We start from the raw sequence: 8,644 nt of genomic DNA, 5'->3' as shown, positions 1-8,644 counted from the left end.
CCGTCACGGCAGGGGCCATGTGTGCACGGGGTTCCCGCCACGCATGTGCGTCCCGTACTCCGCCACCATGCTCGCCAGCGCCTTGCCGCGGGCCAGGCCGGATTCCTCGTACCGGCCGAGGGCACGCGTCATCCACGCCGCACCGTTCTGGCCGGTCCGGGTACGGCCGGTGAGCACCGCGAGGTAGTGATCCGCCACATCGTCCTCCACTTCGAGCAGCTCCAGCCCGTGCCGGGCGGCCGGCAGCAGGTGCCGGTCCAGCAGCTCCGTGACGGGGACGTCCCCGTAGCCGGGCCAGTACACCGAGGCGTTCAGTCCGTGCCGGGCGCATTCGTAGAAGTTGGTCCTCGCGACCCCGAAGGACATCCGCTGCCACGGGTTCTCCTCCGTGGTCACCAGGTATTTGACCAGGCCGAAGAAGAAGGCCGCGTTGGCCACCATGTCCACGACCGTGGGCCCGGCCGGAAGCAACCGGTTCTCCACCCTGAGATTGGCCGGAATCGCCGGCGAGGTGCCGGCGTCGCCCCTCTTCTCGTCCTTGCCCGGATCATAGATGGGCCGGTTCCAGCGGTAGACCGTGCCGTTGTGCAGTAACAGCTCGGCCAGTTTCGGGGCCCCTGCCGCCGTGGTACCCGTTGCGCCGGACATCTCCGGCAGCAGTGCCGGGAAGAAGGCGATGTTCTCCTCGAACAGGTCCTCGATGCCCTCGATCCAGCGCTCGCCGAACCAGACGCGGGGCCGTACCCCCTGGCGGGCCAGCTCCGGCCCCCGGGTGTCCGCGGCCTGCTGGAACACGGGAATGCGGGATTCGGCCCAGAGCAGGCTGCCCAGGAACAGCGGGGAGTTCGCGGCCAGGGCCACCTGTGGTCCGGCGATCGCCTGCGCCGCGTTCCACACCGGGCCGAACTGCTCCCGGGTCACCTCGAGGTGCAGCTGCATGGAGGTGCACGTGGATTCCGGGGCGATGTCCCGGGCGTAGTAGGACAGGTGCTCGGGGCCGTCGATGTCGATGAGGATGTCCTCGCCCCGAGCCTCGAGGATCGCCGCGTTCAGGGCGGAGTAGCGGTTGCCCTCGCTGATCCAGTCCTCACCGGCCAGGTCCTCCCCGTCCAGGGTGGGCAGGATCCCGATCGCATACAGCTGCGCCCCGGCCCGGATGGCCCGCTCGTCCGCCCGGTCCAGCTCCGCCTTCAGGGACTCCTCGAGATCGCGCAGTCCGCGCTCCCGAATGGTCAGGGACGGGTGGTTGAGCTCGATGTTGTACCGGCCCAGTTCCGTCTGGAACGCCGGATCGTCGATGGCGTCCAGGACCTCGCGATTCAGCGGCGCCGGCTGGGACTCCTCGTCCACCAGGTTCAGTTCCAGCTCCAGGCCGATCCGCCCCGCGCCGGAGAAGTCGCTGCCGGCCAGATAGTCCTTCAGTTCCCGCAGAGATCCTTCCAGCCGCTCGCGGTAGCGCGTCCGCTCGGACCGGGAATAGGTGCTCGACTCGACCTCGGTGCCCATGGGATGAAGCGTAAGGCACCGGAACCCTTGGGAAACACCCGCGGCGGGCATATGCTCACGTCAGAGTGACCTGCTTCACAGGTCCGAGGCGAGTTCTCGGCCCGGGGCGCAGGTCACGGTGGCACACGGATCATCGGCCCTGGCCGCAGCACCGTGGGACGGAACCGGACCGGAGGTACGCGACTGATGAGGCAATCCCGACCGAGTGGCAGGCACACCCGCCGGCTGGCGAGCGCCGCAGTGGTGGCCACGGCAGCCCTGGTGCTCGCGGGGTGTGGGCCGGCGGAGGACACCCCGGTCCTCACCTGGTACACCAACCCGGACGACGGCGGCCAGGCCACCATCGCGCAACAGTGCACCGAGGCGGCCGGTGGGGCCTACCGGATCGAGACGTCCATCCTCCCCACCGATGCCGCCTCCCAGCGTGAGCAGCTCACCCGGCGGCTGGCCGCCGGGGACACCTCGATGGACATCATGTCCCTGGACCCGCCCTTCATCCCCGAGCTGGCCGAGCCCGGATTCCTCGCGCCGGTTCCCGAGGACGTGGCCTCCTCGACCACCGAGGACACCCTGGAGGGGGCGCTGGCCGGTGCGACGTGGAAGGACAACCTCGTCACGGTGCCGTTCTGGGCCAACACCCAATTGCTCTGGTACCGAGAGTCCGTCGTCGAGGAGGCCGGTCTGGACATGGAGGAACCGGTCACCTGGGATCAACTGATCGAGGTCGCACAGGACCAGGACAAGGAGCTCGGAGTCCAGGGGGCACGGGCAGAGTCCATGACCGTGTGGCTCAACGCGCTGGTCGAGTCCGCCGGCGGGCACATCCTGGAGAACCCGGAGGCCTCCGCCGCGGACGTCCAGACGGGACTCGACACGGAGGCCGGTCACCAGGCGGCGCAGATTCTCTCCACCATCGGTGAGGAAGGCCTCGGCGGACCGGGGCTGGCCACCCAGCAGGAGAACGAGGCCATGTTGCTCTTCCAGGGGGACGGCGGCTCCTTCATGGTGAACTGGCCGTTCGTCTGGCCTGCCACCAATGCCGCCGTGGAGGACGGGGCACTCCCGGAGGACCTGCCCGAGGACATCGGCTGGGCCCTCTACCCGAGGGTGCTGGAGGACCAGGAACCGGCCCCGCCGCTGGGCGGCATCAACCTCGGGGTGGGGGCCGCATCCGAGCATCCGGAGCTGGCCTGGGAGGCGATCGAGTGCATCGTCACCCCGGAGCACCAGACCGAGTACTTCATCACCAACGGCAACCCACCCTCCAGTGCGAGCGCGTTCGACGACCCGGCCGTGGAGGAGGCGTTCCCGATGGCTCCGACCATCCGCGAATCCCTGCAATTGGCCGCGCCGCGTCCTCAGACGCCGTACTACAACGAGGTGTCCACGGCCATCCAGCAGCGCTTCACCCCGCCGGGCGCCGTTGACCCGGAAACCACCCCGGCCGAGACCGGCCAGTTCATCATGGAAGTCTTGCGAGGGGAGTCCCTGCTGTGAGTGCCGTTCCCACGAATGTTCCCGCGGTCGACCCGGAGCCCGGGGATCCCCACCGAGGGTCCGCTCCGCCGGGTGGCTCCCGCGGCCGCCGCAAGGCACCGATCTCCGAACGCGCCAAGGCGGAGGCCCGCCTGGGCTGGTGGCTCGCCGGACCCGCCTTCGTCATCATGGTGGCCGTCATCTTCTACCCCGTGGCGCAGGCCGTCTGGGACTCGCTGTTCAATTACCGCCTGACGGCCCCGGCGGACCGGGAGTTCATCGGCCTGAGGAACTACGCCACGGTCCTCACGGACGGAGTGTTCTGGAGCGCCCTGGGAGTGACGGCCCTGATCACCGTGGTCACCGTCTTCGTGGAGCTCATCCTCGGGTTCATCCTCGCGATGATCATGCACAAGGCCATCAAGTCCACCCGCGGCCTGGTCCGGACCGTGATCCTGGTGCCCTACGGCATCATCACCGTGGTCTCGGCCTACGCCTGGTACTACATGTTCAGCATCGACTCCGGGTACGTGAACAACTGGCTCAGCTGGCTGCCCGGGTTCAACGATGAGCTCAACTGGTTCGCCCAGGGCGGTACCTCGCTCGTGGTGATCATGTTCTCGGAGATCTGGAAGACCACGCCCTTCATCTCCCTGCTCCTGCTCGCCGGGCTGGCCCAGGTCCCGGAGGACCTCTCCGAGGCGGCCGCCGTGGACGGGGCCAACTGGTGGCAGCGGCTCAGCCGGGTGGTGCTGCCGAACATGAAGGCGGCCATCATGGTGGCCGTGCTGTTCCGGGCCCTGGACGCGTTCCGGGTGTTCGACTCGATCTTCATCATGACCAACGGTGCGTACGGTACCGAGGTGCTCTCCCTGCTCGCCTATCGCACCTCGATCGGCCGCCTGGAGATCGGACTCGGCTCCGCCATCTCCGTGGTGCTGTTCCTGTGCGTGGCCCTGATCGCCTTCATCGCCATCAAGGTCTTCAACGTTGACCTGGCCGGATCCAAGGGAGGCCGCAAATGAGCGTCGAAGCGACCCGAGCCCCGGCCGGCGGCGTCGCCCGCGAGCCGGACCCGACCGCGGAGGAGCTGGAGGGCCAGAAGACGGCCCGTCGCGCCAAGCGGAACACGGCCATCGGCTGGTGGGTGCTCACCGTCGTCGTGGCCGTGTGGTGCCTGTTCCCCGTGGCGTCCATCCTGGCCACGAGCTTCAAGACCCCGGGGGACCTGTCCAACGGGCAGTTCCTGCCGACCACGCCCTCCACGATCAACTACGAGGAGATCCTGGTGGGGGACTCCCGCCAGCTGTTCCTCTCCGCCCTGTGGAACTCCATCGGCATCACCGTGATCGCCACGGCCATCGCCGTGGTGCTGGCCACCCTGTGCGCCTACGCGATCGCCCGCCTGGACTTCCCGGGCAAGAAGGTGGTGCTGACCGTCTCCCTGATGGTCTCCATGTTCCCGGTGATCTCCCTGGTCACGCCGCTGTTCAACATGTGGCGGACGCTGGGCCTGTATGACACCTGGCCCGGTCTGATCATCCCGTACCTGTCCCTGACGCTGCCGATCTCCATCTGGACGCTCACCGCGTTCTTCCAGCAGATCCCGTGGGAGCTCGAACAGGCCGCGCAGGTGGACGGCGCCACCCCGCTGCAGGCGTTCCGCAAGGCGATCGTCCCGCTCGCCCTGCCCGGGGTCTTCACCACCGCCATCATCGCCTTCTTCATCGCCTGGAACGACTTCGTCTACGGGATCTCCCTGACATCCACCGAGGCGGCCAGACCCGTGCCGGCCGCCTTGGCGTTCTTCACCGGCGCCTCCCAGTTCGAATCGCCCACCGGCGCGATCTCCGCCGCGGCGATCATCGTCACCATCCCCGTGGTGCTGCTGGTCATGCTGTTCCAGAAGCAGATCGTGGCCGGTCTGACCTCGGGTGCGGTGAAGGGCTGAGCAGCGATCGCAGGCACGCAAGTCACCAGGCAAGCAGAGCAAGCAGAGAAAGGGAGCACCGATGGCCTCCATCACCCTGAACAACATCGTCAAGAAATACGACGACGGCTTCCCGGCCGTGAACAACGTGTCCCTGGACATCGCCGACGGTGAATTCGTCATCCTGGTGGGCCCCTCGGGCTGTGGCAAGTCCACCTTGTTGCGGATGATCGTGGGGCTGGAGGACATCACCTCCGGGGAGCTGCAGATCGACGGGACGCGGATGAACGAGGCCGCGCCGAAGGACCGGAACCTGGCCATGGTGTTCCAGAACTACGCCCTCTACCCGCACCTGACGGTGTACGAGAACATCGCCTTCCCGCTGCGCCTCGCCAAGAAGTCCGGTGGCTCCAACGGTGACGCCACCGGGGGAGCGAACGGCGGGGCCAACGGCGGTGGATCCCGCGGCGGAGGCCTCGGCGGGTCCGGCGGCGGATCGGTGGACGACCGGGTGCGCAAGGCGGCTGAGATGCTCGAACTGACCGAGCATCTGGAGCGCAAGCCGGCGAACCTCTCCGGCGGTCAGCGGCAACGCGTGGCGATGGGGCGGGCGATCGTCCGCCAGGCGGATGCGTTCCTGTTCGACGAGCCGCTGTCCAACCTGGACGCCAAACTGCGCGGGCAGATGCGCGCCGAGATCGCCCAGTTGCAGCGCCGGCTCGGCGTGACCAGTGTGTACGTCACGCACGATCAGACCGAGGCGATGACCCTGGGGGACCGGGTGGCGGTGCTGAAGAAGGGTGAACTCCAGCAGGTGGCCAGCCCCCGCGAACTCTACGAGCAGCCGGTGAACCTGTTCGTGGCCGGCTTCATCGGCTCCCCGTCCATGAACTTCCTGCCCGCCACCCTGAAGGAGGGCTCCGCGGGATCCGGGGCGGCCGGCGCCGTCCTCTCCTCGCCCATCGGTGACATCCCCATCTCCGCGGACAAGGCCGCCGTGGCGAAGGGTCATGAACTGCTCATGATCGGGCTGCGGCCCGAGTTCTTCGAGGACGCACAACTCGTGGACGAGGCCAAGAAGGGCAAGGGGGCGGTCTTCACGGCGGAACTGTCTCACCTGGAATGGCTGGGGCACGAGCAGTACGGCTACATCGAGTTCGAACCGGACGAGAAGGTCCGGCGCCTGCTGTCCGACCTCGCCGCGGAGATGGACGCCGACGAGCTGCGACCGCAAGTGGTCACCACCCTGTCCGCGGAGTCCCGGGTGCGACCCGGTCAGCCCACCGACCTCTGGGTGGATACGTCCCGCATCCACATCTTCGACCCGGAAACCGGGGAGAACCTGACCCGGGACGCGGATGCGGGCGCCGAACTCACGCGGATGGCCACTGAGGAACGCGAGCGCGAGATCGAGCTGGCCGCCACCAAGGACGGCTAGCAGGGACTACTCGGAGGTCGCTGCCCGGTGCGCCGCGGCCAGGCGCACGTAACTGGCCGAGTTCCGGCCGAGCGAGGCGAGCTCGTCCTCGGTGAGTTCGCGGCGGACCTTGGCGGGGACGCCGGCCACGAGGGACCGCGGCGGGACCACGGTGCCCTCAAGGACCAGGGCGCCGGCGGCCACGAGGGACCGGGCCCCGATCACGGCCCCGTTCATGACCGTGGCGGACATGCCGATCAGGCAGCCGTCCTCCACGGTGGCGCCGTGGACCACGGCGGCGTGGCCCACCGAGACGTCCTGGCCCAGGGTGCAGGGGAAGCCCGCATCCGCGTGGAGGACCACGTTGTCCTGCAGGTTCGTGCGTTCGCCGACCCGGATGGGGGCGCTGTCCCCGCGCGCTGAGACGCCGTAGAAGGCGGAGGACTCGGCTGCGAGCGCCACGTCACCGGACAGGGTGGCGGTGGGGGCGAGGAAGCAGGACTCGTGGGCGACCGGTGTCGAGCCGGAAACGGTGATCAGGTGTGCCATGGCACCAGCGTACGTGCCGGGGTGCACCTGATCACCGTCAGTCGAAGACGACGGTGCGTTTGCCGTCGAGGAGGACCCGGTGCTCTGCATGCCATTTGACGGCACGGGAGAGGGTGGAGCCTTCGACCTCGCGGCCGCGGATGACGAATTCGCGGGCGGACTGGGCGTGGGTGACGCGTTGGACCTGCTGTTCGATGATCGGGCCCTCGTCCAGGTCGGCGGTCACGTAATGCGCGGTGGCCCCGATGAGCTTGACGCCGCGGTCGTGTGCCTGGTGGTAGGGGCGGGCGCCCTTGAAAGAGGGGAGGAAGGAGTGGTGGATGTTGATGGCCTTGCCCTCGAGCTTGCGGCAGAGGTCGTTGGAGAGGATCTGCATGTAGCGGGCCAGGACCACGAGCTCGATGTCATATTCGGCGACCAGGTCCAGGAGTTTGGCCTCAGCCTCGGCCTTGTTGGAGTTGCCGTCAGCGTCCTTGGCCACGGGGATGTGGATGAAGGGGATGCCGTAGAAGAAGGCCATGGGCTGGAGCTCGAGGTGGTTGGAGACGATGACCGGGATCTCGACGGAGAGGGTCCCGGCGCGTTGCTGGAAGAGCAGGTCGTTGAGGGTGCGGCCGTCCTTGGAGCACATCACCAGGGTGCGGGTCTTGCGGGAGGCCTCCCAGAGGCCGAGGTCCATGGCGAACTCCTCGCGGACCGGCTCCAGGGCCGCCTCGACCGTCTCGCGGCTCTCCGGCGTGGTGAATTCCACGCGCATGAAAAAGGTGCCGGTGTCCGGGGAGTCGAACTGCTTGGAGTCGGTGATGTCTCCCTGGACCGAGAGCAGGGCGCCGGAGACGGCGTGCACGATGCCGCGGCTGTTCTGGCAGGACAGGGACAGCACCATGGGGTGGCCCGTGATCTCGGCCGAACCGGCCAGGGTGGCATGGGACGCGGTGGCAGGGGTAGAAGCGTTCATGGGGAAAGCATACCTATCTCCATAGTGATTTGTATCACCCGGCACGAAATTGTTCTCAGTGCAGCGTCGTTCCCCGAGCGGGTGCTGGGCTGTGGTGGTCCTGGGCGGCGGAGCCCAGGCCTCGGCCCCCAGGTCACCCTATGGCACAGTGGGCGGCACCGGTCGGACGGCCCCAGGGCCGCTCGGCGGATGCACCGTCGGCGAGAGCAAAGGACAGGTCATGGACAACCAGCAGCTGCTGTGGTGGGTCATCGGCGTGGTGGTGGCCGTCATCATCATCGTCGTTGTCATCGTGTGGGCGAAGCGGAGTCGGGACCGGCGGCAGGAGGCGGCCCACCGGGCCGCGGAAGACCTCCGCGGTGAGGCGGACCGGCAACAGGGACGCACCCTGGCCGAGGAGGAGCGGGCCTCCGCCGTCCGTCACGATGCGGACGCGGCGGAGGAGCAGGCCCGGCAACTGCGGGTCGAGGCCGAGGAGCGTGAGCGGACCGCCGACTCGTCGCGGGGTGCGCTGGACGCGCGACTGCGGGAGGCGGACCGGTTGGACCCCGAGGTGCGGACCGACCGGGAGGGGCGCCGCAAGGACGGTGCCGAACCGGTCAAGCGGACCGAAGGAGCCGGGGAACGCGGGGAGTCCGAATCGCCGACGGTCCCCATCTCCGAACGAGAACCGGCCGCTGGGGCGCACCCCGCGACCGCCACGGACGAGCAATCCACCACCGGACCCGGGAAGCACGCCGCGGACCCGCCCCTCGACGGAGACGCGCGAGGGCCCCCCTCCTGACGTCGGAGCCGGGCCCATGGGACC

At 68.5% G+C, this 8,644-nt stretch carries 8 protein-coding genes; 5 read left to right on the top strand and 3 right to left on the bottom strand.

Annotated features, from left to right (window positions below; genetic code table 11):
• Nucleotides 1-3: 3 nt before the first annotated feature.
• On the bottom strand, nucleotides 4-1,506 hold the full coding sequence (locus RUH65_RS14435) for a glutamate--cysteine ligase (RefSeq protein WP_313818291.1): 1,503 nt from the start codon (nucleotides 1,504-1,506) through the stop codon (nucleotides 4-6).
• A gap of 186 nt (nucleotides 1,507-1,692) precedes the next feature.
• Between RUH65_RS14435 and RUH65_RS14430 the strand changes: the two genes are divergently transcribed.
• The 4 genes from RUH65_RS14430 (at nucleotide 1,693) to RUH65_RS14415 (ending at nucleotide 6,350) form a co-directional block, all read left to right on the top strand.
• Nucleotides 1,693-3,003 (top strand): extracellular solute-binding protein, encoded by a 1,311-nt coding sequence (locus tag RUH65_RS14430; protein ID WP_313818290.1) that lies wholly within the window; start codon nucleotides 1,693-1,695, stop codon nucleotides 3,001-3,003.
• Nucleotides 3,004-3,104: 101 nt separating this feature from the next.
• Nucleotides 3,105-4,007, top strand: coding sequence for a sugar ABC transporter permease (locus tag RUH65_RS14425; RefSeq protein ID WP_313818293.1), 903 nt, complete (start codon nucleotides 3,105-3,107; stop codon nucleotides 4,005-4,007).
• Nucleotides 4,004-4,933, top strand: coding sequence for a carbohydrate ABC transporter permease (locus RUH65_RS14420; protein WP_313818289.1), 930 nt, complete (start codon nucleotides 4,004-4,006; stop codon nucleotides 4,931-4,933). The genes RUH65_RS14425 and RUH65_RS14420 overlap by 4 nt, the downstream gene beginning before the upstream one ends.
• Nucleotides 4,934-4,994: 61 nt before the next feature.
• Nucleotides 4,995-6,350, top strand: a complete 1,356-nt coding sequence (locus tag RUH65_RS14415) for an ATP-binding cassette domain-containing protein (RefSeq protein WP_313818288.1) — start codon at nucleotides 4,995-4,997, stop codon at nucleotides 6,348-6,350.
• A 6-nt stretch (nucleotides 6,351-6,356) separates the two neighbouring features.
• On the opposite strand, the gene RUH65_RS14410 is transcribed toward RUH65_RS14415, so the two are convergent.
• Nucleotides 6,357-6,878 carry a gamma carbonic anhydrase family protein gene (locus RUH65_RS14410; RefSeq protein ID WP_313818287.1) on the bottom strand — a complete coding sequence of 174 codons (522 nt, stop codon included), beginning with the start codon at nucleotides 6,876-6,878 and terminating at the stop codon, nucleotides 6,357-6,359.
• A 37-nt stretch (nucleotides 6,879-6,915) separates the two neighbouring features.
• Entirely contained in the window at nucleotides 6,916-7,764 is an 849-nt protein-coding gene (gene purU, locus RUH65_RS14405; protein ID WP_313818292.1) for a formyltetrahydrofolate deformylase, read from the bottom strand.
• 292 nt (nucleotides 7,765-8,056) lie between these two features.
• Between purU and RUH65_RS14400 the strand changes: the two genes are divergently transcribed.
• On the top strand, nucleotides 8,057-8,620 hold the full coding sequence (locus tag RUH65_RS14400) for a hypothetical protein (RefSeq protein ID WP_313818286.1): 564 nt from the start codon (nucleotides 8,057-8,059) through the stop codon (nucleotides 8,618-8,620).
• Nucleotides 8,621-8,644: the final 24 nt, after the last annotated feature.

The sequence above is a fragment of the Citricoccus sp. genome (genome assembly GCF_032154715.1).
GTDB lineage: Bacteria > Actinomycetota > Actinomycetes > Actinomycetales > Micrococcaceae > Citricoccus.
This window is presented reverse-complemented; position numbering and strand designations above follow the sequence as displayed.

Excerpts from the sequence above, each read along its gene's own strand:
- RUH65_RS14435 (WP_313818291.1), bottom strand. The coding sequence starts at position 1,506 with ATGGGCACCGAGGTCGAGTCGAGCACCTATTCCCGGTCCGAGCGGACG.
- RUH65_RS14430 (WP_313818290.1), top strand. The coding sequence starts at position 1,693 with ATGAGGCAATCCCGACCGAGTGGCAGGCACACCCGCCGGCTGGCGAGC.
- RUH65_RS14420 (WP_313818289.1), top strand. The coding sequence starts at position 4,004 with ATGAGCGTCGAAGCGACCCGAGCCCCGGCCGGCGGCGTCGCCCGCGAG.
- RUH65_RS14415 (WP_313818288.1), top strand. The coding sequence starts at position 4,995 with ATGGCCTCCATCACCCTGAACAACATCGTCAAGAAATACGACGACGGC.
- RUH65_RS14410 (WP_313818287.1), bottom strand. The coding sequence starts at position 6,878 with ATGGCACACCTGATCACCGTTTCCGGCTCGACACCGGTCGCCCACGAG.
- purU (WP_313818292.1), bottom strand. The coding sequence starts at position 7,764 with ATGGTGCTGTCCCTGTCCTGCCAGAACAGCCGCGGCATCGTGCACGCC.
- RUH65_RS14400 (WP_313818286.1), top strand. The coding sequence starts at position 8,057 with ATGGACAACCAGCAGCTGCTGTGGTGGGTCATCGGCGTGGTGGTGGCC.